Source organism: Halalkalibacter sp. HAAS-P014 (genome assembly GCF_056619965.1).
In genome coordinates this window covers 1-24619 of sequence record NZ_JBWQTV010000022.1, presented here as the reverse complement: position 1 = coordinate 24619, position 24619 = coordinate 1, and the positions used below count along the sequence as shown (strand labels likewise).

24 protein-coding genes and 2 other annotated features are annotated in these 24619 nt (G+C 38.5%); of the genes, 22 read left to right on the top strand and 2 right to left on the bottom strand.

Features of this window, described 5'->3' with window-relative positions; translation table 11 throughout:
* Window positions 1-65: 65 nt before the first annotated feature.
* The 8 genes from mqnC (at window position 66) to AC1FXZ_RS17765 (ending at window position 7305) form a co-directional block, all read left to right on the top strand.
* The gene (mqnC, locus tag AC1FXZ_RS17800) at window positions 66-1178 is read left to right on the top strand and encodes a cyclic dehypoxanthinyl futalosine synthase (protein ID WP_480056133.1); all 1113 of its coding nucleotides are present in this window, start codon (window positions 66-68) and stop codon (window positions 1176-1178) included.
* A 231-nt stretch (window positions 1179-1409) separates the two neighbouring features.
* Window positions 1410-2270, top strand: a complete 861-nt coding sequence (ytxC, locus tag AC1FXZ_RS17795; protein WP_480056131.1) for a putative sporulation protein YtxC — start codon at window positions 1410-1412, stop codon at window positions 2268-2270.
* A 404-nt stretch (window positions 2271-2674) separates the two neighbouring features.
* Window positions 2675-4606 carry a threonine--tRNA ligase gene (gene thrS / locus AC1FXZ_RS17790; RefSeq protein WP_480056129.1) on the top strand — a complete coding sequence of 644 codons (1932 nt, stop codon included), beginning with the start codon at window positions 2675-2677 and terminating at the stop codon, window positions 4604-4606.
* Window positions 4607-5027: 421 nt separating this feature from the next.
* Window positions 5028-5150, top strand: a sequence feature (ribosomal protein L20 leader region).
* Between the two features lie 92 nt (window positions 5151-5242).
* Complete coding sequence (infC, locus tag AC1FXZ_RS17785; RefSeq protein WP_480056127.1) at window positions 5243-5746, top strand: translation initiation factor IF-3; 504 nt, start codon at window positions 5243-5245, stop codon at window positions 5744-5746.
* 40 nt (window positions 5747-5786) lie between these two features.
* On the top strand, window positions 5787-5987 hold the full coding sequence (gene rpmI / locus AC1FXZ_RS17780; RefSeq protein ID WP_034750876.1) for a 50S ribosomal protein L35: 201 nt from the start codon (window positions 5787-5789) through the stop codon (window positions 5985-5987).
* Window positions 5988-6021: 34 nt separating this feature from the next.
* Window positions 6022-6381, top strand: coding sequence for a 50S ribosomal protein L20 (gene rplT, locus AC1FXZ_RS17775; RefSeq protein ID WP_034627110.1), 360 nt, complete (start codon window positions 6022-6024; stop codon window positions 6379-6381).
* Between the two features lie 56 nt (window positions 6382-6437).
* Window positions 6438-6707: a DUF1294 domain-containing protein gene (locus tag AC1FXZ_RS17770; RefSeq protein ID WP_480056124.1), complete on the top strand. Its 270-nt coding sequence runs from the start codon at window positions 6438-6440 to the stop codon at window positions 6705-6707.
* A gap of 22 nt (window positions 6708-6729) precedes the next feature.
* Window positions 6730-7305 carry a TVP38/TMEM64 family protein gene (locus tag AC1FXZ_RS17765; protein ID WP_480056122.1) on the top strand — a complete coding sequence of 192 codons (576 nt, stop codon included), beginning with the start codon at window positions 6730-6732 and terminating at the stop codon, window positions 7303-7305.
* Window positions 7306-7395: 90 nt separating this feature from the next.
* Here AC1FXZ_RS17765 and AC1FXZ_RS17760 read toward each other — a convergent pair whose 3' ends face one another.
* On the bottom strand, window positions 7396-7776 hold the full coding sequence (locus tag AC1FXZ_RS17760) for a sigma-w pathway protein ysdB (RefSeq protein ID WP_480056120.1): 381 nt from the start codon (window positions 7774-7776) through the stop codon (window positions 7396-7398).
* 158 nt (window positions 7777-7934) lie between these two features.
* On the opposite strand from AC1FXZ_RS17760, the gene AC1FXZ_RS17755 reads away from it, so the two are divergent.
* The gene (locus AC1FXZ_RS17755) at window positions 7935-8423 is read left to right on the top strand and encodes a dUTP diphosphatase (protein ID WP_480056118.1); all 489 of its coding nucleotides are present in this window, start codon (window positions 7935-7937) and stop codon (window positions 8421-8423) included.
* Between the two features lie 87 nt (window positions 8424-8510).
* Entirely contained in the window at window positions 8511-9596 is a 1086-nt protein-coding gene (locus AC1FXZ_RS17750) for a M42 family metallopeptidase (protein ID WP_480056116.1), read from the top strand.
* An 84-nt stretch (window positions 9597-9680) separates the two neighbouring features.
* On the opposite strand, the gene sspI is transcribed toward AC1FXZ_RS17750, so the two are convergent.
* On the bottom strand, window positions 9681-9887 hold the full coding sequence (gene sspI, locus AC1FXZ_RS17745) for a small acid-soluble spore protein SspI (protein WP_480056114.1): 207 nt from the start codon (window positions 9885-9887) through the stop codon (window positions 9681-9683).
* Between the two features lie 124 nt (window positions 9888-10011).
* Between sspI and AC1FXZ_RS17740 the strand changes: the two genes are divergently transcribed.
* The 12 genes from AC1FXZ_RS17740 to AC1FXZ_RS17685 form a co-directional block, all read left to right on the top strand.
* Window positions 10012-10767 (top strand): TrmH family RNA methyltransferase, encoded by a 756-nt coding sequence (locus AC1FXZ_RS17740; protein WP_480056112.1) that lies wholly within the window; start codon window positions 10012-10014, stop codon window positions 10765-10767.
* A 62-nt stretch (window positions 10768-10829) separates the two neighbouring features.
* Window positions 10830-11099, top strand: a binding site (T-box leader).
* 90 nt (window positions 11100-11189) lie between these two features.
* Complete coding sequence (gene pheS, locus AC1FXZ_RS17735) at window positions 11190-12224, top strand: phenylalanine--tRNA ligase subunit alpha (RefSeq protein ID WP_480056110.1); 1035 nt, start codon at window positions 11190-11192, stop codon at window positions 12222-12224.
* Between the two features lie 12 nt (window positions 12225-12236).
* Window positions 12237-14663, top strand: coding sequence for a phenylalanine--tRNA ligase subunit beta (gene pheT, locus AC1FXZ_RS17730; RefSeq protein WP_480056108.1), 2427 nt, complete (start codon window positions 12237-12239; stop codon window positions 14661-14663).
* Window positions 14664-14959: 296 nt separating this feature from the next.
* Entirely contained in the window at window positions 14960-15235 is a 276-nt protein-coding gene (zapA, locus tag AC1FXZ_RS17725; RefSeq protein ID WP_480056106.1) for a cell division protein ZapA, read from the top strand.
* Between the two features lies 1 nt (window position 15236).
* The gene (locus tag AC1FXZ_RS17720) at window positions 15237-15776 is read left to right on the top strand and encodes a CvpA family protein (protein WP_480056104.1); all 540 of its coding nucleotides are present in this window, start codon (window positions 15237-15239) and stop codon (window positions 15774-15776) included.
* A 107-nt stretch (window positions 15777-15883) separates the two neighbouring features.
* On the top strand, window positions 15884-17611 hold the full coding sequence (gene polX / locus AC1FXZ_RS17715; protein WP_480056102.1) for a DNA polymerase/3'-5' exonuclease PolX: 1728 nt from the start codon (window positions 15884-15886) through the stop codon (window positions 17609-17611).
* A 105-nt stretch (window positions 17612-17716) separates the two neighbouring features.
* Window positions 17717-20077: an endonuclease MutS2 gene (locus AC1FXZ_RS17710; RefSeq protein ID WP_480056100.1), complete on the top strand. Its 2361-nt coding sequence runs from the start codon at window positions 17717-17719 to the stop codon at window positions 20075-20077.
* 14 nt (window positions 20078-20091) lie between these two features.
* Window positions 20092-20505: a DUF350 domain-containing protein gene (locus tag AC1FXZ_RS17705; protein ID WP_480056098.1), complete on the top strand. Its 414-nt coding sequence runs from the start codon at window positions 20092-20094 to the stop codon at window positions 20503-20505.
* Window positions 20506-20861: 356 nt separating this feature from the next.
* The gene (locus AC1FXZ_RS17700) at window positions 20862-22568 is read left to right on the top strand and encodes a long-chain-fatty-acid--CoA ligase (RefSeq protein WP_480056096.1); all 1707 of its coding nucleotides are present in this window, start codon (window positions 20862-20864) and stop codon (window positions 22566-22568) included.
* 212 nt (window positions 22569-22780) lie between these two features.
* The gene (locus AC1FXZ_RS17695; RefSeq protein WP_480056094.1) at window positions 22781-23374 is read left to right on the top strand and encodes a TetR/AcrR family transcriptional regulator; all 594 of its coding nucleotides are present in this window, start codon (window positions 22781-22783) and stop codon (window positions 23372-23374) included.
* A 14-nt stretch (window positions 23375-23388) separates the two neighbouring features.
* The gene (locus AC1FXZ_RS17690; protein WP_480056092.1) at window positions 23389-24156 is read left to right on the top strand and encodes an enoyl-CoA hydratase; all 768 of its coding nucleotides are present in this window, start codon (window positions 23389-23391) and stop codon (window positions 24154-24156) included.
* 40 nt (window positions 24157-24196) lie between these two features.
* The coding region (locus tag AC1FXZ_RS17685; protein ID WP_480056090.1) for an electron transfer flavoprotein subunit beta/FixA family protein at window positions 24197-24619 on the top strand (423 nt) is incomplete at its 3' end.

Sequence of the window (24619 nt, the reverse complement as noted above, 5' to 3'; positions counted from 1 at the left end):
TTTGCGCAAAATGATAACTATGGTAGGATAACAGTATCCTATATTGAGAGATTCGGAGGTACAACATGAGCATTGATACAATATTAGACCGTGCTATCAAGGGTGAACGATTAACGATGGATGATGTCGTTGCCTTATACGATAGCGATGAAGTTGAAAAAATGGGGGAAGCCGCCAATAAGATTATGTTAAAGTGGCATCCAGATCCAATTACTACGTTTGTTATCGGCCGTAATGTTAACTATACGAATTTTTGCGATACGTACTGCCGCTTCTGTGCATTTTATCGTGCCCCAGGACATAAAGAAGGGTATGTACTTGAAGATGAAGAAATTTTTAAGAAGATACAAGAAACTCTTGATGTCGATGGTACAGAAATATTAATGCAAGGTGGAACGAACCCAAACTTGCCTCTAAGCTATTATACAGATCTTCTTCGTGAGATTAAGCGGCGTTATCCGACGATTTGGATGCATTCCTTCTCTCCAGCAGAGATTTGGAAAATTGCTGAAGTATCAGGCCTTTCAGTGGAGGAGGTTCTTCGTGAATTACACGAAGCTGGACTTGACAGCATGCCTGGTGGTGGTGCAGAAATTTTAACAGAGGAAACTCGTCTACGTGTCAGTCGTTTAAAGATTACTTGGGAGCAATGGATTGAGGCAATGAAAGCTTCAAAACGTGTTGGTATGCACGGTTCGGCAACGATGGTTATTGGCTTTGGTGAATCGTACGAAGAACGTGCCCTGCATCTTCAACGTATTCGCGATGCGCAAGATGAAACTGAATGCTTTACTGCTTTTATATCGTGGTTATTTCAGCCTGAAAATACAGGGATGTACAAAACGAAGAAGCTTACGTCCCGTGATTACTTGAAAAATGTTGCGATTTCAAGGTTGTTCCTTGATAATATACCCAATTTCCAATCTTCTTGGGTTACGATGGGTCCTGAAGTAGGAAAGCTATCACTTCAATATGGTTGTAACGATTTCGGCAGTACGATGATGGAGGAGAATGTCGTATCAGCTGCTGGTACAACACATAAAGTAAACACAAATGAGATTCTTCGCTTGATCCGTGAAGCCGGGAAAATTCCAGCGCAACGTGATACTAAATATAGCATTTTACGAGTTTTTGATGATAAGGAATCAGCGGCGAAAGACTTTGTTATGCAAAATTAATACCTTGAATATTGAGACTTGGCGCGAATATGCTAGGTCTCTTTTTATGTGGATCAAACGCTAGTTTTTACTACATGTAACATCAAGAAATAATCGCCTTATTAGTCACTGAAATTATTTTCTACTCATTTTTTTCTATTCCAGACATAGGATGAAAGTAGAGCCTGTCTGAAATGACGAGAAAATGATGTTCACATAGAGGTGTTCGTTATATGTAAGGGGGAGTAGGCGTTGATAGCAATCCATTTTGAAAAAGAACAAGATTGCAAACAGTTGTTAAGTCAACTGACAGCGTATATCCAAAAGTACGCTGCGTACGGTTTAGGAGGAGCCATTAGAGCAGAAGGCGATGATACAATTATTCTAAACTATGCACACAAGCATATTAACTTTTATGATTCATTCCATCCTTTGCTAGCTTCTATCCTAACCGATTACGTTATTAATACGAAAGAAGATGAGTGGCTGTTAGATATTATTGAAACGATGTTTTACTTTTATGATGAAGAAGAACAGGAGCAAATATTGACGATTGCACGCTCAATATTAGAAGGTGATCGTAATGATTTGCCACAAATGAAACCATTCTTTAATCGCAGAGAATTTATTTATAAGGCGTTCTCTAATCACCTTGAAGAAAATACGACCTTTTACTACGAACCGTTTCTAACGTTTCGGTTACGTGATTATGGAGAGATCCTTATTGATTGTGTGGAAATGGCGATCGATGAGTATATGTTAGAACAAGAATATCAAAACATGATTGAAGATTTTCGTCAGTTTGTGCAATTTAAGCGTCCAAAACTTGACTTGGTGTACGTCGTTCATGATGGAACGTTTACGTTTTATGATGAACATTTCAGGAGAATGACGAAAGAGGAATTGTTGTTTCATTTGCAGGAAGACCTCGTATTTGAACAAGGAGTCGATATTGAAGAAATGGTCATAAGTCCATTGGTTAGTATGGTGCCAAGGCTTGTTCATGTTTTTTCAGATGATCCAGATCACGGTGTCATTCTATCGATTCAAGCGATCTTTCAAGAGCGAATGAAGTTGTACCCGCTAAAGGCGTATGAACAAGAATGGAATTGAGTTTTTGAATCAAGATGAAAAGGACGACTTCAGCCATTTTTTTGGTTTCCTCTTGATTTTCTAAACAAGGCTCCCTATAATACTACATATCACAGTCAAATCAACTAAGAGTCTTGATGAGGACATGAGGCGTTTTATTCAGTTATCAGAGAGGGAGGCATTTGCTGCAAGCTTCCTAGCTTGAATGACGTTCTTACCACCTCTGAACTGCGACAGGGAAACACGTTGTGGATTATCTGGCGCCGGTATACAACCGTTATGATGTATCTTGAGGAGAATTGCTATGAGTTTTTGATCATACGTAATTCTTGAACAAGGGTGGAACCACGAACTACACTCGTCCCTTCTATATGGAGGGATGGGTGTTTTTTATTTTAGTAAAAAAAGAGAAGGAGTGGACAAGCATGGATGATGTGAAAATTACGTTTCCAGATGGTGCTGTAAAGGAGTTTCCGAGTGGAACGACAACAGAAGATATCGCTGCATCAATTAGTCCTGGCTTAAAGAAAAAGGCGCTTGCCGGTAAGTTAAATGATACATTACTTGATCTGCGTACACCGATTACAGAAGATGGAGAAATTGCAATCGTAACACCAGATTCAGAAGAGGCTTTGGAAATTATGCGTCATAGTACGGCACATGTGATGGCTCAAGCAATTAAACGTCTTTATAAAAATGTGAAATTAGGAGTAGGGCCTGTTATTGAAGGTGGGTTCTATTATGATATTGACTCTGAGGAGTCGCTTACACCAGAAGATTTACCAAAGATTGAAAAAGAAATGAAACGTATTATTTCTGAAAATCTTGAAGTTAACCGCATTGAAGTATCTCGTGAGGAAGCGGTTCAAAAGTATAAAGAAATTGGTGATGAGTACAAGCTCGAATTAATTGAGGCGATTCCAGAAGGAGAAATGCTAACGATTTATGAACAGGGAGAATTTTTTGATCTTTGTCGTGGCGTTCATATTCCATCAACGAATAAAATTAAAGAATTTAAACTACTAAGCTTAGCTGGTGCTTACTGGCGTGGAGATAGTAAAAACAAGATGCTACAACGTATTTACGGGACAGCGTTCTTTAAAAAGGAAGAATTGAAGGAGCATCTTCGACTACTAGAAGAGGCGAAAGAACGAGACCACCGTAAACTAGGAAAAGAGCTCGGCATTTTTGCGCTATCGCAAAAAGTAGGCCAAGGATTGCCGTTATGGCTTCCAAAGGGAGCTACTGTTCGCCGTATTATTGAGCGTTACATTGTTGATAAAGAGGAACGTCTTGGTTATCAGCATGTATATACACCGATTCTTGGAAGTTCTGAATTGTATAAAACTTCTGGTCACTGGGATCATTATAAAGACGATATGTTCCCTGTTATGGAGCGTGATAATGAAGAATTTGTATTACGCCCGATGAACTGTCCTCACCATATGATGGTGTACAAACAAGAAATGAGAAGCTACCGTCAACTTCCATTACGTATTGCTGAACTCGGAATGATGCATCGTTATGAAATGTCTGGTGCAGTTTCTGGACTTCAGCGTGTTAGAGGAATGACACTAAATGATGCACACATTTTCTGTCGTCCTGACCAAATTAAAGATGAATTTTTACGCGTAGTACGTCTTATCCAAGAAGTGTACAATGATTTTGGGATCGAGGACTATAAATTCCGTCTTTCGTACCGTGATCCAGAAGATACAGAAAAGTATTTCGATGACGATGAAATGTGGAATAAAGCACAAGGTATGTTAAAAGATGCAATGAATGAGCTTGAAGGTATCGATTATTATGAAGCAGAAGGCGAAGCTGCTTTTTATGGTCCTAAACTTGATGTTCAAGTAAAAACGGCGCTTGGCAAAGAAGAGACGTTATCAACAGTACAGTTGGACTTCTTATTACCTGAGCGTTTTGACCTAACTTATGTAGGGGAAGATGGTCAGCAGCATCGTCCAGTCGTTGTTCACCGTGGTGTTGTTTCTACGATGGAACGATTTGTTGCATTTTTACTTGAAGAGTACAAAGGGGCATTTCCGACGTGGTTAGCTCCTGTACAGACTCAAATTATTCCTGTTTCAAATGATGTTCACCTTGAATATGCCAAAAAAGTTCAAGAAGATCTTCAAGCAGTTGGAGTAAGAGTAGAAATTGATGAACGGGACGAGAAACTCGGCTACAAGATCCGTGAAGCTCAAATGCAAAAGATTCCTTATATGCTCGTTTTAGGTGATAAGGAGAAGGAAGCAATGGCTGTTAATATTAGAAAGTACGGTGAGCAAGATTCTGAATCCGTGTCTTTAAGTCAGTTTGTCGAGCAGATGAAAGCAGAAGCTAGGAAGTAGAGTAAGTTCCCAAAGGGAAAATCACCCTTTGGGGAAGCGAGAAGTGAAACAGGGAAGTACGGTGGCAGCGCACGTTGCACGCCCTATATGAGAACCCCACTCATATAGTGCTAAAGGACAGGCAACGGCTACGCACACCGTATCGAGTAAGTTCCCAAAGGGAAAAAGCACCCTTTGGGAAGAATGGTGGCTGCGCGCGTTGCACGCCCATTACGAGAACCCCACTCATAATGGGCTAAAGGACAGGCAACGGCTTCGCACACCGTATCGAGTAAGTTCCCAAAGGGAAAATCACCCTTTGGGAACTAACTCTTGCTTTCTTTTTATTTACGAGTTAGAATAATAAAGTCGGACACTAAAGAGTTGACTCCGGTAAATGATATGTGATATAGTCATTTAGTAAACAATTTAACATGAGAAACAAAGCAAGCAGAAGCGCCCGCTTCTCACCTGATTGACGCATATGCAGTTGGCAGGTATAATCAGTTTCATTTGAACGAATGGACAAAGTGTGGGCGTAGTATGCCCACACTTTTTTTGCAGTTGAATGAAGGTGTATAGCCAATTGAAAGGCTATGCGATACCTTGCTTTGATTCGTTAAAATCCTTTGGAGGTGGCTCATTATTAGTAAAGACATGTTGGTCAATGAAGGGATTCGTGCACGTGAAGTACGTCTTATTGGAGCAAACGGTGATCAAGTTGGTGTGAAATCCAAACAAGAAGCACTTCAAATGGCACAAAATGTCAATCTTGATTTAGTTTGTGTAGCTCCAACTGCGAAACCACCTGTATGTCGCATCATGGACTACGGAAAATTCCGTTATGAGCAACAAAAGAAAGACAAAGAAGCACGTAAAAAGCAAAAGGTTATCAATGTGAAAGAGGTTCGCTTGAGCCCAACAATTGAAGACAATGACTTTAATACGAAGCTTCGTAATGCTCGAAAATTCCTAGAAAAGGGAGACAAGGTAAAAGCAGCGATCCGCTTCCGTGGACGTGCCATTACTCATTCTCAAATTGGACGGAAAGTATTAGAGCGTCTTGCAAAAGAATGTGAAGATATTGCAACGGTTGAAGCGATGCCTAAGATGGAAGGACGTAGCATGTTCCTTATCTTAGCTCCTAAAACGGAGAAGTAATATCTTTAGTTTGAACAAGATAAAAGGGAGGACCTGAGTTATGCCAAAAATGAAAACTCACCGTGGAGCAGCTAAGCGTTTCAAGAAAACAGGATCTGGAAAGCTGAAGCGTTCACACGCATTCACTAGTCACTTATTCGGTAACAAGTCACAAAAGCAAAAGCGTAAACTACGCAAAGCTGGAATGGTTCATTCTGGTGACTTTAAACGTATTCGTCAAATGTTAACGTACAAAAAATAATTGATCGGTTTGATAGAAGAAGGAGGGAACTTCGATGCCAAGAGTAAAAGGCGGTTATGTCGCTCGTCGTCGTCGTAAGAAGGTATTAAAGTTAGCTAAAGGATATTACGGTTCTAAACATACATTATTTAAATCAGCGCAAGGACAGGTAATGAAGTCTTTACTATACGCTTATCGCGATCGTCGCAACAAGAAACGCGACTTCCGTAAGCTATGGATTACACGTATCAATGCAGCTGCGCGTATGAATGGTCTTTCTTACAGCCGTTTCATGCACGGTTTAAAGTTAGCTGATATCAATGTTAACCGTAAAATGCTTGCTGAACTTGCTGTTACTGACGAAAAGTCATTTGCACAACTTGCTGAAAAAGCAAAAGCAAGCCTTAATGCATAAAAATAAAAAAACGCGGCTTTGGTCGCGTTTTTTTATTTGTTGAAAAGGGTGTAATGATGATTATATTTAGCTATTTATTGATCGCTAACGTCATTGCTTTTATTGTAATGGGAATGGATAAAGCACGAGCAAAGCGACACGAGAGAAGAGTACCTGAACGTACTTTGTTTCAATTATCACTTATCGGTGGAAGTGTGGGGATTTATGTTGGGATGAGAAAGTTTCGACATAAAACAAAACATAAAAATTTCTCCATCGGAATTCCCGTTATTATTTTTGTTCAATTGGGATTACTTGTCTTCATCTTACCATACGTCTCAGCATAGACTAGAGAGAGGAGGACTGAAAATGGAGGAGTTTTTAGATAGTTCATTACAATTTATCGAAAAAAGTGGTTGGTTGGCTCCAATGTTCTTTGTCTTGCTCCATGTTTTTAGGCAGGTCTTATTCATTCCAGTCATACTTATTTGCCTAATTGGTGGTTATTTGTTCGGAACTTTATATGGTTCTATTTATTCAATCATTGGATTAACAGCCGTAAGTGTTGTATTTTATGGTCTTATCCACATTTTACCAAGCCTGCGAGACAAACTGTCGAGGTTGAAAAAACGGTTTTTAAAAGATAAGCATCAACTTACAGTAGCTCAGATGATGGTGATGAGAATCATGCCCTTTATTCATTTTCATTTAGTGTCTTTGTATTTAATTGAAACATCGAAGAACTTAAAAGAATATACAAAGTATTCGTTCTTAGTAAGCATACCTCCTGCAGTTGTTTATACGGCTTTTGGGGATATGATTCATGAATTACCACTAGCTGGTACGGGGATATTTGCCTTATTTTTAATGATTTTGTTTTTGTTTTTTCGAAAAAAGCGAACAAATATTAAGTGGGACGATTTCTTTTCTCCTAAAAATTCATAATAGCTTCATTTTAGTAGTTTACTATCTTTAAGCTACTAAAAAGGTGATGAGCATTTTAAAAATGTTCATCACCTTTACTTTTAGGTGGATTTATTTACGCAGTAACTCTTTTATAGGACTTTTCCATTCCACTTTTGCATTTGGATAACGCAAGTGAATATCATCTTCAATAAATTGAAAGTCCTCTTTCGATAAGCCAGTTAACTGATCAGTGCGCTTTGCCCATACATAAATCGAGACAATTTCAAAAGCTTGATCGGTTGTCCCTAAGTACTTTTCCCCTTCAAACATGACACCTTTGTACGTAATGAGGAAATTTTTTCGTACATCTTTGTGGTCATCAAAGAAGAAATAGTGCTTACGTTCGTGTGCATGTTCTAGTTTACGTCGTGGATGAAACAAATACTTAAAGGCGCTGTATGCAAGGACGATTAACGCAATTAATAACAATAAGCGAAATAAAATAACCATAATCAATTTCCTCCTTATGAGGTACCAATGCATGTATTTTGATTTTGACACATTTTACTAATATAAGTAAAGACCTCTACTTTATATACGAACGACTTTACATTTGGTTACGTCTTTTTTAATAACAATTGTTATACTATAGAAAAAGGAGAAAAATGATGGATATTATAAAATTATTCGCGATACAAAAACAACTAAATGACCGAATTGTCGAAGAACACAACTTGCAAAATGTTGACTTATTTAATGAAAAACTGCTTGCCTTTATTGTAGAAGTAAGCGAATTAGCGAATGAAACACGATGCTTTAAATATTGGAGCAAAAAACCATCATCAGAGCGAAGTGTTGTTTTAGAGGAGTATGTAGATGGTTTGCATTTCGTGTTAACACTTGGTTTAGCACTCGACTATACTGATGTTGAAATCAAAGATGAGTATAGAGAAGAACTAAGTCTAACAGAACAATTTCTACTTATTATAAAACGAGGTTATCAGTTAGGGGAAATCCAATCAAAAGAATCATATCAACTGTTGGTTGCCTCATTTTTAACATTAGGGCAACAATTAGGGTTTACTCGAATTGAGATTGAACAATCATATTTAGAGAAGAATAAAGTGAACCACGAGCGACAAGATAGAGGATACTAATTTCATTACTTATCCAATTTATTTGAGTAACGAAATAACTTTCTGTATACTAAACATGAAAATGAAGTTAGGAGGCTGTAACGCGTAATGACGAATCTAGATGAGCGATTACAAATGTTAAAAGATTTAACAGATGCCAATGGTGTGCCAGGTAATGAGAAAGAAGCTCGTGAAGTAATGACGAAATACATAACCCCTTTTGCAGATGAAGTTACAACGGATAAACTAGGTAGCCTTATTGCTAAGAAAACGGGCCTTGCTGATGGACCGAAAATTATGGTTGCTGGCCACTTGGATGAAGTTGGGTTTATGGTTACAAGTATTGATGATAAAGGTTTTCTACGCTTTCAAACGGTCGGTGGATGGTGGGAGCAGGTCATGTTAGCTCAGCGTGTAACAGTCATGACGAAAAATGGCAATATCCCTGGAGTTATTGGGTCAAAGCCCCCACATATTCTTGCACCTGAAGCGCGTAAAAAGCCAGTCGATAAAAAAGACATGTTTATTGACATTGGTGCAACGAGTAAAGAAGAAGCGATAGAGTTTGGCGTCCGTCCTGGTGATTCTGTCGTTCCTGTTTGTGAGTTTACCGTTATGAAAAATGAGAAATTACTAATGGCGAAGGCTTGGGATAATCGAATTGGTTGTGCTATAGCAATTGATGTTTTGAGAGGGCTACAAGGTCAAGACCATCCAAATGTCGTTTATGGAGTGGGGACTGTTCAAGAAGAAGTAGGCCTACGTGGGGCTAGGACGTCTGCCCATTTAATTGAACCGGATATCGGTTTTGGCGTTGACGTAGGAATTGCAGGTGATACACCAGGTGTGACTGAGAAAGAAGCGCTTGCGAAAATGGGAGAAGGTCCACAAATCGTTTTATATGATGCTTCTATGATCTCACATAAAGGTTTACGCGACTTTGTGACAGATACAGCTGATGAGCATAACATCCCTTATCAATTTGACTCAATGGCTGGTGGCGGTACAGATTCAGGTGCGATTCACTTAACTGCTAACGGTGTACCTGCATTATCAATTACCGTTGCAACTCGTTACATTCACACTCATGCTGCAATGCTTCATCGAGATGACTATGAAAATGCGGTGAAGTTAATCGTAGAAGTGATTAAGAAATTAGACAGAGATACCGTTAATAAGATTACATTTGAATAAGCTTTAACGAAAGGGGGGTGCCAAAGGTCTGATCTTGACCTTTAGCACCCCTATTATTGCTCTTGAAATAACCTTTTTAGCTTATTATTGGAGACCTTGGCTAATTTGTTGACAAACTGCATCTTTTTGCTCTTCACTAGCGTTTTTCCAAAATACTTCAAACATGACGCCGAGGCCTGGCAGCATTTTCTCTTCGCCTCGTTGTACAGCATCTACAATAGTCGCTTCAACTTCTTGTTCTGAATTTCCTTGAATATTTGACAAGATCGCACCACGTAAGTTAAATCCCATTTGGAACACTCCCTTATTATAGTTTAATGAAACTACTTATAGTATGGATCAGCATTGACTGGATTATAACGAAAAAAATGGGTAGAATGATGAAATAAGATAGAAGCTGTTAAAGGAGTAGAGCATGAAACGAATTGATTCAATTAAAAATGAACATGTGAAACGATGGAAGAAACTACATACTAAAAAAGGAAGAGAGACGTTAGGACGTTTTCTTGTCGAGGGATATCACCTTGTCGAAGAGGCAATAAAGGCCGAAATGGCCGTTGAATACATTTTAATGACAGAAGGAGCCAATCCTCCACAAACTATGAAGATACAGGATCAAGACGTGATTCTAATTAGTGAACAAGTCATGAAAGAGCTTTCTGAGACTAAGACGCCACAAGGAATTGCGGCTGTTTGCTTGATCCCAACTGCACCAAAGGTTGAAAAGTTGGATGGACAATATTTACTATTAGACCGAATTCAAGACCCAGGGAACCTAGGTACGATGATTCGTACAGCAGATGCAGCAGGAATGACGGGGGTGATTCTTGGTGAAGGGAGTGTAGACATTTTTAATAGTAAGGTCGTACGAGCTTCTCAAGGATCAATCTTTCATTTGCCTGTTATGAGAGGAGAGCTAGAGAATTGGATTACAACTTTTCAGGACTCATCAATACCTGTGTTTGGAACGGCTTTAAAAGAAGCAAGCTCTTACACTGCGATTGAACCTCAAAATCATTTTGCTTTAATCATGGGGAATGAGGGGGAAGGAGTTTCTAGTTCCTTACTCGAACAGACTGATCAGAATATCTACATACCAATCTATGGACAAGCGGAATCATTAAATGTTTCGGTAGCAACTGGTATTTTGCTCTATCATTTAAAAGGATAATTGAAAAAGTCAGTTGCATCGCGTGAATATATTCACTATAATAAATAATCAAGAAAATATTTCTAAATGCAAAGAAAGAGAGTAGTACGTTTTTATCCACCATTCAGGGAAAAAGTGCCTTAGACTGCAAGCATTTTTATGGAAGGGAAAACTGAATTCACTCTGGAGCAGGCACTGGACCACAAATATTTTGTGAAGGTGTCCCGGTTTATAACCGTTAACACAATGAAGATAATGAGCATAGCTGTATGAGGTCTGGCAGTTTGAATTGACACTCTACACACAGCTTTCTCTCATTAATAAGGGTGGTACCACGAGTCTTCGTCCCTTTTGCGGGAGCGAAGGCTCTTTATTTTGAGATTTTTTCTCTGATAGTCGTGTCAGCGTTTGAAATGAACTATCAATCTAAAGGAGGCAAAATAATGCGTGAACGATTAGAAGCTTTGCAGGAGGAAGCTCTTGCAAAGGTTGCAGCTGCTGAAGATGTAAAAGCATTGCAGGATGTGAGGGTTGCTTATTTAGGTAAAAAGGGGCCGATTACAGAAGTATTAAGAGGCATGGGCAAACTATCACCAGAAGAGCGCCCAGTCATTGGGCAAATGGCAAATGATGTTCGTGATGTGATTAAAGAACAAGTCGAACAAAAAGAAAAAGAACTTGAAAGAGCAGCAATTGAACAACAACTTGCTAGTGAAAGTATAGATGTAACATTGCCAGGACGCCCTGTTCAGGGAGGATCGACTCATCCATTAACACAAGTTGTTGAAGAAGTCGAAGAGGCATTTTTAGGACTGGGATTCTCAGTTGCTGAAGGACCGGAAGTCGAAGTGGATTATTACAATTTTGAAGCATTAAATCTACCGAAAGACCATCCGGCGCGAGATATGCAAGATTCCTTTTACTTTACAGAAGAACTATTATTACGTACTCATACATCTCCTGTGCAAGCAAGAACGATGGAAATACATAAAGGACAAGGTCCTGTGAAAGTTATCTGTCCAGGGAAAGTGTTTCGCCGTGATGATGATGATGCAACGCATTCTCACCAATTCATGCAAATTGAAGGCTTATTCGTCGATGAGAATGTACGGATGAGTGATTTAAAAGGAGTGCTTGAACAATTTGCGAAGTCATTTTTTGGGGAAGATCGTAACATTCGTTTGCGTCCAAGTTTCTTCCCGTTTACTGAACCATCAGTAGAAGTCGATGTTTCTTGTGGGATGTGCTTAGGCAAAGGTTGCCGTGTTTGTAAACAGTCTGGTTGGATTGAGGTATTAGGTGCCGGAATGGTTCACCCACGGGTTTTGGAAATGAGTGGGTTTGATTCGACAAAATATAGTGGCTTTGCGTTTGGAATGGGTGTAGAGCGCTTAGCGATGTTAAAGTACGACATTGATGATATTCGTCATTTCTATACAAATGATATGCGTTTTCTAGCGCAGTTCAAACGGGTGTAAGGAGGAGTATAAATGTTAGTCTCTTATAAGTGGTTACAAGATTATATCGATGTAAAAGACCTTTCTGCACGCGACATCGCAGAAAAAATGACTCGTGGTGGGATTGAGATTGATTTTGTGCATCAATTAAACCAAGGAGTGTCAGGCGTAGTTGTTGGTCATGTGAAAGAATGTGAGCGACATCCGAATGCCGATAAGTTAAATGTTTGTCAAGTAGATATTGGCGAGGAAGAGCTTGTACAAATTATCTGTGGGGCACCGAACGTAGCTGCTGGACAACATGTCGCTGTTGCGAAGGTAGGAGCTGTTCTGCCTGGAAACTTTAAAATAAAAAAAGCAAAACTCCGTGGCGAAGTATCACAAGGAATGATTTGCTCCTTGCAAGAACTCGGAATCGAGACCAAGCTTGTACAAAAGGAGTTTTCTGAAGGAATCTATGTTTTTAACGATCCAGTTGAAGTAGGAAGTGACGCCCTAGCTGCTCTTAACCTAGATGATGAAGTTTTAGAGTTAGATTTAACTCCTAACCGTGCAGATTGTCTAAATATGTTAGGAGTTGCTTATGAGGTTGGTGCTCTATATGAACGTGAAGTAACACTCCCTTCAATTGATGTAGTGACAAATGATGAACAGGCATCTGATTATATCGATGTTCAAGTAGAAGCGACAGAGGACAACCCGTATTATGGAGCCATTATTATCAAAAACGTTAAAGTTGGTACGTCTCCACTTTGGTTACAAAATCGTCTTATGGCAGCTGGAATTCGACCAATTAGCAATGTGGTGGATGTTACTAACTATGTATTGCTTGAATACGGTCAACCACTTCATGCGTTTGATTACGATCGTTTCGGTTCAAAAGAGGTTTTGGTACGTCGCGCTCATGATGGCGAGAAAATCATCACATTAGATGATCAAGAGCGTACACTTACTGGGGATCATCTTGTTATTACAAATGGACAGGAACCAGTAGCGATCGCTGGTGTTATGGGGGGAGCAACTTCTGAAGTTCATGAAGGAACGACAACGGTTCTATTAGAGGCAGCTTATTTTAAAGGAGCTACTATTCGTAAAGCATCACGTGATTTAGGACTGAGAAGTGACGCAAGTACAAGGTATGAAAAAGGAGTCGATCAAGACCGTGTACTTGCAGCAGGAAGACGAGCTGCTGCACTGATTGCTGAGTTAACAGGTGGAACGATTGTTTCTGGTGTAGTAGAAAAAGATGTTTTGTCATATGAGATGGCAACCGTACGCCTTGATCTTGAACGGGTAAACAATCGTCTAGGAATGAATGTTACGATTGAAGAAGCAGCATCATTCATGTCGCGTCTAGGGTTTACGTATGAACAAGATGGCACTGTTCTGAACGTAACGATTCCATCACGCCGTTCCGATATCCAAATTGAAGAAGATTTAATGGAAGAAGTAGCGAGATTATATGGTTATGATCACATTCCGACAACTCTTCCACAAGGTGCGACCACACAAGGTACATTAACAGACTATCAGAAAAAGAGACGCCATGTTCGACGCGTTCTTGAAAGCTCTGGTTTATCCCAAGTCATCACTTATTCGTTAACAAGTCCTGAAAAAGCAAAAGGGTTTGCATTTGAAACAAATCAAACATCACCAGTTCGTTTAGCGATGCCAATGAGTGAAGATCGAAGTACGATGCGTACAAGCCTAATTCCACATTTATTTGATGTGTTGAGCTATAACGTTAATCGTAAAAATCAAGATGTACATGTTTTTGAAGTGGGTTCAATCTTTCTATCGGATGAAGAAACATTAACGAAACAACCAACGGAACGAGAGATGGTTGCCGGTGCACTAACAGGGCTATGGCATGAACATAGCTGGCAAGGTGAGAAAAAAGCTGTAGATTTCTTTGTTGTAAAGGGGATTCTAGAAGGGACATTTAAACAATTAGGAGTTCTCGACCAAATTGTGTTTGAACAAGCAAAAATGCCTGATCTGCACCCGGGAAGAACAGCACTTGTAAAACTAGATGGGAAAGAAATCGGTTTTATTGGACAAGTTCATCCAGCCTTGCAAAGAGAGTTAGGGATAAAAGAGACATATGTGTTTGAACTAGAATTAGAGTCAATGTTAACGTTTAAGTCTCAACCAGTGACGTATCAAACGCTCCCTCGTTATCCGGCAATTGTTCGTGATATTGCTCTTGTTGTCGACACACACCGTACAGCAGGAGAAGTCGAAGCTGTTATCCATTGGGCTGGTGGAGAACTGTTAAAAGATGTTCGTCTCTTTGATTTATATGAAGGTGAACATATGGAAGAAGGAAAGAAATCACTTGCATTCTCGTTAACATACCTTGATCCTGAAGGAACGTTAACCGATGAAGAGGTGACAAAAGCTCATACTAAAGTGTTAAAAATGTTAGAAGAGCATGTTGACGCAACGTTACGTGCATAATATTATAAAAAAAGGCTATTGAGTCATTGTTTTGATATGCTCAATAGCCTTTTTTATGTTAAAAATTATTTTCATTTTATAAAAAATATTGTGTGGACAAGATACGACATGGCATATTTTTTTGAAATCACTAATACTTATTCCTTCGAGGGTTGCTCAATTGTAGTAAGACCCTCGTTTTGTCCTATTTTTAAAACACTATGTTTTCATAACTGAACCTTCATGTTATGATAGAAGATGGTATTTTTATGACATATTTCAACATGCATCTTGATTTAGGATAGGAGGCTTTTTCCGTGGCAAAGCAAAAAGAAAAGCAACGGATCACTGTTTCAATATATGGTCAACAGTATACAGTCGTCGGTGAAGAGCCTCCGACATATGTAAAAGAAGTGGCTCATATAGTGGATCAGAAAATGAAGGAAATAAAAAAAAGAAATCCGTATTTAGATACAACACGTTTGGCTGTTTTAACAGCTGTTAATATTGTTGATGATTATATGAAGTTAAAAAAAGAAAATGAAATGTTAAAAGAAAACGTCAACGAAGAAAGAACGACAGGAGAAGATTAACATGCTTAGTTTTCTAATTCTATTTATCTTATTTTGTAGTTTCTTTATTGGTAGAAGAAGAGGATTCATTCTTCAAATCATCCATTTGCTAAGTTTTATTATAGCTATCTTTATCGCATATACTTATTTTAGAGAATTAGCCGTATATATTAGGCTTTGGGTGCCGTATCCCCAAATTTCCTCGGATAGTGCAGTTGGAATGATCATAAATTCGTTTGATGCTGAAGGAGTATACTATTCAGGTATTGCGTTTGCAATCTTGTTTTTTGCTACGAAAATTCTCCTTCATATACTAGGATCTATGTTAGATTTCCTAGCGCATTTGCCAATTTTACGGTCTGTCAATCGGCTCTTGGGTGGGATCTTATGCTTTATAGAGACGTATTTAATTTTATTCATCGTTCTCTTTGTTGCAGCCCTCTTACCTATCGAGTTTGTTCAAGAAATGATACAACGGTCAATCGTTGTTCAAGTCATGCTTAATCATACTCCATTTCTATCGGATTGGTTAAAAGAATTATGGATTATGAATCAATTATAGTGCGGGAATTGAATGTAGAGTCTGGTCAGTGATCAGGCTCTTATTTTAATGTAGATGCGTTGATTTTAACCACTAACTATCGGTATGATGGTTTATAGAAAGGAACGGTGAAGATGAATAAAAAAGATGTCATTCGTCAGTTAGAGACGATTGCTACTTACTTGGAAATTAAAGGAGATAATCCTTTTAAAATATCTGCATATAGAAAAGCAGCTCTTGCTCTCGAGTCGGATGAGCGGACATTAGCTGAAATAGAAAATCCTGCTTCTTTAAGTGGCATCGGTAAAGGAACAGCAGATGTAATACTTGAACTAAAGACGGAAGGGAAATCTACGTTATTAGAGGAACTAAAAAAGGAAGTTCCGTCTGGGCTCTTGCCACTTCTTAAACTTCCCGGGCTTGGAGGAAAGAAGATTGGAAAGTTATATAAAGAATTAAATGTCGTTTGTATTGATACTCTCAAACAGGTCTGTGAAGAGAAAAAGGTCCAGCAATTAGCTGGATTTGGGAAGAAAACGGAGGAAAAAATTTTACTTGCGATTGAAGAAGCAAATACGAGACCGGAACGTTTGGCGCTTCCAATCGTTTTACCCCTGGCAGAACGAATTGAATATGCTTTAGATAAAATGGATGGTGTTTTACGTTTTTCGCGTGCAGGCAGTCTGCGTAGGATGAGTGAAACCGTTAAGGACTTAGATTTTATTATCGCTACAGTTGAGCCGGAAATGGTCAAAGGGAAGCTGCTTGAACTTGAGGCTATTAGCAATATTATTGCAAGTGGAGACACAAAAGTATCCGTGGAAATTACACAAGAATTCCCGATCTCTGTTGATTTTAGGCTTGTAGGTCCAGAGGAATTTGCAACAACTTTGCATCATTTTACCGGATCAAAAAATCATAATGTTAAGATGCGTCAACTTGCGAAAAAGCGCGGAGAAAGAATCAGTGAATACGGTGTTGAGAATCTCGAAACAGGTGAAATCACAACATTCCAGTCGGAAGAAGAGTTCTTTTCTCACTTTCAGCTTGCGTTCATTCCTCCTGAGGCTAGAGAAGACCAAGGTGAAGTAGAAAGTTCTGTTGAACCTAATGATCCAATAGTTTATTTAACTAATACACATATTAGAAGTGATCTCCACATGCATACAACGTGGAGTGATGGAGCTCATTCAATTGAAGAGATGGTTGAAGCTGCAAAGGCTAGAGGCTATGAGTATATTGCAATTACTGATCATTCGAAATACTTACGAGTGGCAAATGGATTGTCTGAAGAACGGTTAAGACAACAACACGAAAAAATAAAGGCTTTAAACGAACAATATGATGACTTTACAATTTTAACGGGGATTGAAATGGATATTTTACCCGATGGAACTTTGGATTATGGGGATGACATTCTAGCAGAGGTTGATTTTGTTATTGCAGCGATTCATTCTTCGTTTCAGCAAGACCGAGAAACAATTATGAAACGATTAAAAAACGCACTTAAAAACAAACATGTTGATTTAATTGCCCACCCAACAGGCAGGTTGCTTGGACGCCGAGATGGATATGATGTTGATGTGGACATGTTGATTGATTTAGCAAAAGAAACAAACACTGCACTTGAACTTAATGCGAACCCACATCGCTTAGATTTATCGGCCCATTGGCTGAAAAAAGCAGAGGAAGCAGGAGTGGTTATGGCAATTAACACCGATGCACACAATACAGATTCACTGGATTTAATGTCTTACGGTACAGCAGTGGCTAGAAAAGCAATGCTTAAGCCGGAATCTGTTATTAACACATGGCGACTAGAAAAGCTTATACAATTTTTAAATCGAAAAAATTGATTATTAGAAATCAATAATGGAGCTTTGTGCTTTTTGTGCTTATGCGAGCAAGTTTCTACTTGGTCACAAGCTATATCTATCGAGTAAATAGAAGGAGTTACGTTTATGGAACGAGTGTTACGGGTACTAGAGTATGAAAAAATGAAAAAACAATTGCTCGACCATGTGTCATCTTCATTAGGAAGACAAAAAATTGAAGCTCTAAGACCGTCTACTGTTATTGAAGAAGTTCGTGTATGGCAACATGAAACTGCAGAAGGTGCAAAGGTTCTCAGGTTAAAAGGCCAAGCCCCCCTTGGTGGAATTACCGATGTAGCAGCTCATGCAAAACGGGCAAAAATTGGAGGCGCACTCGCTAGCAATGAATTGATTGCCATTGCCAGTACGATCTATGGGGGACGACGTTTAAAAAAGTTTATTACTACCATGGTTGAAGAAGAAGAAATTGAATTGCCACTGCTCTATGAATACGCATTGCAAATAGAATCTTTAACAGATGTAGAACGAGATATAAAACAATGCATTGATGATAATGGACATGTCCTTGACTCAGCTAGCCCTGAGTTAAGAACAATTCGTCAACAAGTTAGAAGTTATGAATCGGCAGTTCGATCGAAGTTGGATAGTATAACGAGGTCATCCAATACACAAAAGATGTTATCAGATTCGATTGTGACCATTCGAAACGATCGATTTGTTATCCCAGTTAAACAAGAGTATCGTAGTTCTTTTGGAGGAATTGTTCACGATCAATCAGGTTCAGGGGCAACTCTATTTATCGAACCACAAGCGATTGTAACATTGAACAATCAATTACGGGAAGCGAAGGCAAATGAAAAGCAAGAGATTGAACGGATCTTAGCTAGGTTATCTAGTCAAGTGGCAGAGGTAGCCGATGTACTTATTTATAATCTACAGGTTTTAGCGGTGTTAGACTTTATCTTTGCCAAGGCACATTATGCAAGCCAAATCAAGGCAACAGAGCCGAAACTGAATGAAAATGGTTATATGCATTTAAAAAGAGCTCGTCATCCACTATTGCCTGAAGATGAGGTTGTCCCAATCGATGTGGAATTAGGTGATGAATATCGTTCTCTTATCATTACAGGTCCTAACACAGGTGGGAAGACTGTCACGTTAAAGACCGTCGGTTTGCTTACAATAATGGCACAATCAGGTTTACATGTTCCTGTTGAAGAGGAATCGGAGTTGGCTGTTTTTAAACAAGTATTTGCTGATATTGGTGATGAACAATCAATTGAACAAAGCTTAAGTACATTCTCCTCTCACATGACAAACATAGTTGACATATTAGGAAAGGTTGATTTTCAAAGTCTTGTCCTTTTTGATGAACTTGGTGCGGGAACAGATCCAACAGAAGGTGCAGCGCTTGCCATCTCGATCCTTGATGATGTTTATAATCGGGGAGCTTGTGTTGTCGCAACAACTCATTATAGTGAATTAAAAGGATATGCGTATAACCGTGAGGGAGCAATGAATGCTAGTGTGGAATTTAATGTAGAAACCTTGCGCCCCACATATCGCCTCTTAATTGGAGTACCAGGACGAAGTAATGCCTTTGCCATCTCTAGAAGGCTAGGTCTTGATGAAAGAGTGATTGAAAAAGCAAAAGAACAAATTGATAGCGAAACGAATCAAATTGAAAACATGATTTCTTCTTTAGAAACAAGTCAAAAATCAGCCGAATCTGAACGAGAAGAAGCACGGACACTTCGTCTAGAAGCAGAGACTTTACGTGAAGATCTTATTAGACAATTAGAAAAATTAGAAGACGAAAAAGAACGCATCTTTAAAGAAGCAGAAGAAAAAGCAGAAAAAGCTGTAAAGGAAGCAAAAGAAGAAGCTGAACTGATTATCGGTGAGCTAAGGGAGATGCAAAAAGAAGGCTTATCAGTAAAAGAACATCAAATTATAGATGCAAAGAAACACCTTGAGCAAGCAGCGCCTAAATTAACATCAAAACAAAAGAAAGTTAAAAAAATGGCTGCAAAAGCTAAGCAAAATATACAAGCTGGAGATGAAGTGAAAGTTCTGAGTTTTGGACAAAAGGGGACTGTTGTTACTAAAATAAACGACGATGAATTCCAAGTTCAAATGGGTATTATGAAAATGAAGGTTAAGAAGGATGACCTACAACTATTAGATCGACCGAAGCCGGTGAAAACTAAACCCCTCGCAATGATTAGAGGTGGTGAGTCTCATGTTAAAGCAGAACTCGATCTTCGTGGGGAACGTTATGAAGAGGCAATGCGTCGTGTTGAAAAATATATAGATGACGCGTTACTGGCAGGATATCATCAAGTGTCAATTATTCACGGGAAGGGCAGTGGAGCACTTCGTAAAGGGGTTAAACAATTACTGAAAAAGCATCCTCATGTTAAAGCAGAACGAGATGGTGGAATGAATGAGGGTGGTCTCGGTAACACCGTTGTTGAATTGAAATAAGAAAGGCGAAATGTATGGAAGTGTTATTTGAAATTGAGTGGATAAGAACCTCTGCGTATTATAGTGTCTCTCTGCTAGGCCTAATTTTATTTTTATCAATTTTCGAGACTGTAACAAGCTATCGAAATTGGGATGAAATAAAAAATGGAAATATAGCAGTCGCTTTAGCAACAGGTGGGAAAATCTTTGGAGTCGCCAATATATTTAGGCATTCAATTGAGTATTCAGATTCACTTCTAACAATGCTTGGTTGGGGAGTTATAGGTTTTCTTTTATTGCTATTTAGTTATTTTATGTTTGAATTTTTAACACCTAACTTTAAAGTTGATGAGGAAATTAAACGTGATAACCGGGCTGTTGGTTTGATTGCGATGATTATTTCAATAGGATTGTCCTATGTTATAGGAGCTAGTATTATTGCGAGATAGATGTTCACAGGAGGAGACATGCATGTGGAGCTTTTAATGAAAATTTTATATGTCAGTTGTGGGGCGTTTATCGTAGCTGGAATTATATTTATGCTCTTCTTTGCCCCATAAACAACCATTGACAATTATAAGGTTATCTCAACTGCACAGCTAACTTTGAAGTATCGATTCTTGATATGTTCGAATTGGCTAGCTACTTTCGAGATAACCTTTTTTAATTAATTCAGAGTTGTGAAATGAATTTTTTAAAAAATCAAAAAAAAGATTCAATATTGTAAGCAGTTACAATAGAATAGAATGGAGGAGAATAATCTATGAGAAAGGAGTAAGATCATTTTGGTGAGGAGGAGATAGTAATGACAGAGGTTGAAAAAATTTGGTTAGAAAATTATCCAGAGGAAGTTTCGGACACTCTAGAGTATGAAGAAAAATGTTTGCATGAATTTTTAATACGATCCACCAAAAAGTATCCACATCAAGTAGCTCTCCACTTTCTTGGAAAAGAAATGACTTATAAGGAGCTGTATGAAGAATCAAAGAAATTTGCGAACCAATTACAGAAGCTTGGTGTAAAAAAAGGTGATCGCGTAGCTATTATGCTTGCAAATTGTCCCCAAGGTGTTATCAGCTACTATGGTGCCTTGATGATTGGTGCTGTTGTTGTTCAAACCAATCCATTATATGTCGAAAGAGAGTTAGAACATCAATTAGTTGATTCAGGTGCAAAAGTAATCATTTGTCTTGATCTAGTATTTCCACGCGTCCAAAAAGTCCGTTCCAAAACCAACCTAGAATACGTTATTGTCACAAGCATAAAAGACTATCTACCATTCCCAAAAAACTTACTCTATCCAATTGTTCAAAAGAAAAATACAGGAATAAAAGTTGACGTTGTTTATGATCAACATACGCTTGATTTTAAACCATTTCTAAAAGCAGGAGATTTATCCGAAGTATCGGTCGATATCGATCCGACTAAAGATCTTGCCCTCTTACAATATACTGGTGGAACTACAGGTCCCGCTAAAGGTGTCATGCTTACCCACCAGAATCTTGTTGTAAATACAACACAATGCATTCACTGGACTTATAAAATAAAACCAGGAGAAGAAAAAAGTTTAGCTGTGCTCCCATTTTTTCATGTGTATGGAATGACTGTTAGTATGAACTTCAGTATTATGAATGGCTCTACAATCGTAATATTACCTAAATTTGAACCGAAAGATGTTCTTAAAACAATAGAAAAACAAAAGATTACACTCTTTCCAGGTGCTCCAACGATGTATGTTGCATTAATTAATGATCCTGCAATTAAAGATTATGATTTATCATCGATAAAAGCTTGCTTGAGTGGGGCTGCTCCATTACCACTTGAAGTCCAACAGAAATTTGAAGCGTTAACAGATGGAAAACTAGTAGAAGGCTATGGTTTAACAGAAACATCACCGGTTGCACTTGCTAATCCTATATGGGGAAAAAGAAAATCTGGTAGTATCGGAATTCCATGGCCAGACACTGAAGTAGCAGTTGTTTCTGCTGAAACAGGAGAAAAAGCAGAAATTAATGAAGTTGGAGAAATTGCTATACGTGGGCCTCAAGTGATGAAGGGTTATTGGAATCGGCCGGAAGCTACTGCAAAAGTGTTTAAAGATGAGTGGTTTTTAACTGGAGATATGGGTTATATGGATGAGGAAGGTTATTTTTATATTGTAGACCGTAAAAAAGATATGATTATTGCAGGTGGATTTAATATTTATCCGCGTGATATTGAAGAGGTCCTCTATGAACATGAGGACATTTTAGAAGCTACTGTGATTGGTGTACCAGATGAATATCGTGGGGAAACCGTTAAAGCATTTATTGTTCTAAAAGAAGGACGTTCTTTAACTGAAAAAGAACTTGATGATTATTGCAGAAAGCATTTGGCAGCTTATAAAGTTCCAAAGCTATATGAATTCCGACAAGAATTACCGAAAACACTCGTTGGCAAAATCCTTCGTCGAGTTTTAGTAGAAGAAGAAAAACTAAAGCAAGAAGCAGATCAAAAGATTAGTAATCATTAGTTAGAATAGGGGCTACGGAAAAAGGATGATCCATCACCTTCCGTAGCCCCTTATATCTAACTAATCAATTTTTACGAAATTTTGGATAATTCAACAAAATCATTTATAAATGAACATATATTCATTACAATAGAAAAGAGAGACTATTTTGAGTAGAGACGAGAATAGAGTTTATGAATGAATCGCCATTCATAATGAAAGGGGAGAGAACCGTGGGAAAGAAAAAGGGACCCAAGTATAACCAGATAATAGACGCTGCAGTAAAAGTTATTGCTTATCATGGTTACCATCAAGCACAAGTATCAAAAATTGCTAAAGAGGCTGGTGTAGCCGATGGAACCATTTATTTATATTTCGAAAACAAAGAAGATATTTTGACGTCCTTATTTGAGGAAAAAATGGGAGTTTTCGTAGGAATTATTCGAGATCGTCTTACTCCAGAGTTATCGACTAGTGATAAATTTAAACTACTTATCGAAATGCATCTAGAGCAGTTACAAGCAGATAAGCATCTTGCTATCGTAACGCAATTGGAACTACGTCAATCAAATATAGAAATTCGTCAGAAAATTAATGAAATTTTAAAAGGATATTTGATGTTATTAGATGAATTAATAAGTGAGGGGATAGAAAATAGATATTTTCGCCCTGACTTAAACAATCGTTTGGCACGTCAAATGATTTTTGGAACAATCGATGAAGTTGTAACGAATTGGGTTATGAAAGATTGTAAATATGACCTTGTAGCGTTAGCTTCACCAATTCACAATATGTTACTTAGTGGACTCCGGGATAATCCTTTATAAAGGAGGGTGTAAATGTGACGAATTTAAAAGTAACGATTCATGAAAAGGTTGCAACCATTACCTTACAGCGACCACCAGCTAATGCGTTATCGAAGGCATTATTAGCAGAGTTTAATCCAATATTGTCTGATCTAGAGAACAATCAAAATGTTCATGTTGTTCTTATTCACGGAGAGGGGCGATTCTTTGCTGCCGGTGCAGATATTAAAGAGTTTATAGATGTAACAGAAACAGAGCAAAAGAAACATTCTAGAGTTGTGCAACAGTTATTTGCTCGTATCGAAAACTTCTCGAAACCTGTAATCGCTGCGATTCATGGAGCTGCGTTAGGAGGGGGATTGGAGCTTGCTATGGCTTGCCATATTCGTCTAGCTACCGAGAATGCAAAGCTAGGATTACCGGAATTACAGCTTGGAATAATCCCTGGGTTTGCTGGCAGTCAACGTTTGCCACGTTATGTTGGAACTGCAAAAGCTACAGAAATGCTTCTTACGAGTGATCCACTAACAGGTAAAGAAGCGAAAGAGTGGGGGCTTGTTAATTCCATTCATTCCGAGGAAACGCTTTTAGAGGATGCCTTAACATTAGCAAAGAAAATTGTAGCTAAAAGTCAAATTTCTGTCAAAATGTCACTAGAATTACTCCAATTTAGTCGTTCAAGTCAAGAAGAGGCTGGATCTATCCGTGAAGCTGAATTATTTGGGAAAGTATTTCATTCTGAAGATGCAAAAGAAGGTATCTCGGCTTTTATTGAAAAAAGGGCTCCAAAGTTTAGAAACTAATAAGCTATCATCCAAAAAAATGTAAATTGGAGAGATGAATATGAATATTTTTGTCATAATGAAACGTACCTTTGATACAGAGGAAAAGATTGTTATTGAGAACGGAAAGATAAACGGAGAAGAAGCAAATTATATTATCAATCCTTATGATGAGTATGCAATTGAAGAAGCGATTGTCTTGCGTGATGAACATGGTGGGGAAGTAACGGTTGTAACCGTTGGCGAAGAAGAAGCCGAAAAGGAATTACGTACAGCATTAGCAATGGGCGCTGACAAAGCAGTCTTACTTGATAGTGAAGAGGTGGATGAGTTAGATCAATTTACGACAGCGTCCATGCTTGCCACTTATTTCAAAGAGCAAGAGGTTGATTTGATCTTAGGAGGAAACGTTGCAGTCGATGGAGGGTCTGGGCAAGTTGGTCCTAGGGTCGCTGAACTGTTAGACATTCCTCAAGTGACAACG

Coding starts and splice junctions, on each gene's coding strand:
- mqnC (WP_480056133.1), top strand. CDS start 66: ATGAGCATTGATACAATATTAGACCGTGCTATCAAGGGTGAACGATTA.
- thrS (WP_480056129.1), top strand. CDS start 2,675: ATGGATGATGTGAAAATTACGTTTCCAGATGGTGCTGTAAAGGAGTTT.
- infC (WP_480056127.1), top strand. CDS start 5,243: ATGTTGGTCAATGAAGGGATTCGTGCACGTGAAGTACGTCTTATTGGA.
- rpmI (WP_034750876.1), top strand. CDS start 5,787: ATGCCAAAAATGAAAACTCACCGTGGAGCAGCTAAGCGTTTCAAGAAA.
- rplT (WP_034627110.1), top strand. CDS start 6,022: ATGCCAAGAGTAAAAGGCGGTTATGTCGCTCGTCGTCGTCGTAAGAAG.
- AC1FXZ_RS17770 (WP_480056124.1), top strand. CDS start 6,438: ATGATTATATTTAGCTATTTATTGATCGCTAACGTCATTGCTTTTATT.
- AC1FXZ_RS17765 (WP_480056122.1), top strand. CDS start 6,730: ATGGAGGAGTTTTTAGATAGTTCATTACAATTTATCGAAAAAAGTGGT.
- AC1FXZ_RS17760 (WP_480056120.1), bottom strand. CDS start 7,776: ATGGTTATTTTATTTCGCTTATTGTTATTAATTGCGTTAATCGTCCTT.
- AC1FXZ_RS17755 (WP_480056118.1), top strand. CDS start 7,935: ATGGATATTATAAAATTATTCGCGATACAAAAACAACTAAATGACCGA.
- AC1FXZ_RS17750 (WP_480056116.1), top strand. CDS start 8,511: ATGACGAATCTAGATGAGCGATTACAAATGTTAAAAGATTTAACAGAT.
- sspI (WP_480056114.1), bottom strand. CDS start 9,887: ATGGGATTTAACTTACGTGGTGCGATCTTGTCAAATATTCAAGGAAAT.
- AC1FXZ_RS17740 (WP_480056112.1), top strand. CDS start 10,012: ATGAAACGAATTGATTCAATTAAAAATGAACATGTGAAACGATGGAAG.
- pheS (WP_480056110.1), top strand. CDS start 11,190: ATGCGTGAACGATTAGAAGCTTTGCAGGAGGAAGCTCTTGCAAAGGTT.
- pheT (WP_480056108.1), top strand. CDS start 12,237: ATGTTAGTCTCTTATAAGTGGTTACAAGATTATATCGATGTAAAAGAC.
- AC1FXZ_RS17720 (WP_480056104.1), top strand. CDS start 15,237: ATGCTTAGTTTTCTAATTCTATTTATCTTATTTTGTAGTTTCTTTATT.
- AC1FXZ_RS17710 (WP_480056100.1), top strand. CDS start 17,717: ATGGAACGAGTGTTACGGGTACTAGAGTATGAAAAAATGAAAAAACAA.
- AC1FXZ_RS17705 (WP_480056098.1), top strand. CDS start 20,092: ATGGAAGTGTTATTTGAAATTGAGTGGATAAGAACCTCTGCGTATTAT.
- AC1FXZ_RS17700 (WP_480056096.1), top strand. CDS start 20,862: ATGACAGAGGTTGAAAAAATTTGGTTAGAAAATTATCCAGAGGAAGTT.